2 protein-coding genes are annotated in these 1093 nt (G+C 34.7%); one reads left to right on the forward strand and one right to left on the reverse strand.

Translation table 11 applies throughout. The features are described 5' to 3' along the window. The first annotated feature begins 633 nt into the window (after positions 1 to 633). Positions 634 to 948 carry a LytR/AlgR family response regulator transcription factor gene (locus G9H60_RS13195; RefSeq protein ID WP_109324178.1) on the forward strand — a complete coding sequence of 105 codons (315 nt, stop codon included), beginning with the start codon at positions 634 to 636 and terminating at the stop codon, positions 946 to 948. A 46-nt stretch (positions 949 to 994) separates the two neighbouring features. Here G9H60_RS13195 and G9H60_RS13200 read toward each other — a convergent pair. Beyond that, a partial coding sequence (locus tag G9H60_RS13200) for an IS3 family transposase (RefSeq protein ID WP_223143705.1) occupies positions 995 to 1093 on the reverse strand: 99 nt, incomplete at its 5' end.

Raw genomic sequence — 1093 nt, forward strand, 5'->3', positions numbered from 1 at the left:
AAAAGACCTCACTTAGCTTTAGAATATAAAACTCCCAATCAAATACATTACAAAAAATCCTTGCCAGTTTTACCTGACAAGGACTATATTTACTAAAAAACTGTCAACCTATTTTAGGACGGGACAATGATGGTTTCCAGTGTATCATTCGCAGTTCCAAGTGCTTATTCAAAAATCCTTCACTTCAGCTACTTTCTAGAAACTCAAGTCATTGAATAGTTTCAATACCTAAGAAAGTTTACCCTTTTCAGAGTACTTCTGACATCTGAAAAAATTAATAAAAATGCATGCTGCCTTTTAGAGTATAGGTAGCAGAGGCCTTTGAAGGTGGCTGAGGTTCCCAAAGCCACCTTCGAAAACCGCAATAGCCAAAGACGTAAAAACGAATATAAAGACAATAAAATTGACCTAGCAACCTAAAACGTTTAGTATTCGGCATTAGTGGCAAATTGCCACTATCTACCTCATAATCAATACTTAACAAATATCCAGATAAATCCATTTATTGAATTAGTCGTTTAGATTCCCAGCCATTACCACTCAAAATGTTTAACTACCGTTAGATAAATGCAGGACAGATTATCACAGTTTGTTGAGTAAGTTTGCGTTACCTATTTTAACTATAATCAACCTATGAAAAAAGACATTAAATTGCCGAGCATAGACCAATGCCCGGTGGACGACATTGTGTTCATTGAAGGAAAAGGAAATTACAGCATCGTATTCCTAAAAAACAAAAAACAAATTACCATTGCCAAAACGCTTAAGAAATTTGAATCTCAATTACGTATGAATCCCTTTCTAAGGGCACACAAATCATATTTAGTCAATCGAGAGAATATTTCAGGCCAAAATTTTCAAGGCACAAACACGCTGACTACCATTCTAGGAAATGAAATACCCATTTCGCGTAGAAAGCTCGACTTAGTCAAAAAACATTTCGCATAAAAAAAGGGCCTCAATATTTGAACTGCACCCAATTGTTTGGACAAAATTAAACAATTGATTTTAGATAATGAGCTCGGTATTGTACCGGGCTCATTGCATTTAAGTTCATTTTTATTCTTTCATGGTTATAATAGTTAATGTACTG

Source organism: Aquirufa aurantiipilula (assembly GCF_019923745.1).
Classification (GTDB): domain Bacteria; phylum Bacteroidota; class Bacteroidia; order Cytophagales; family Spirosomataceae; genus Aquirufa; species Aquirufa aurantiipilula.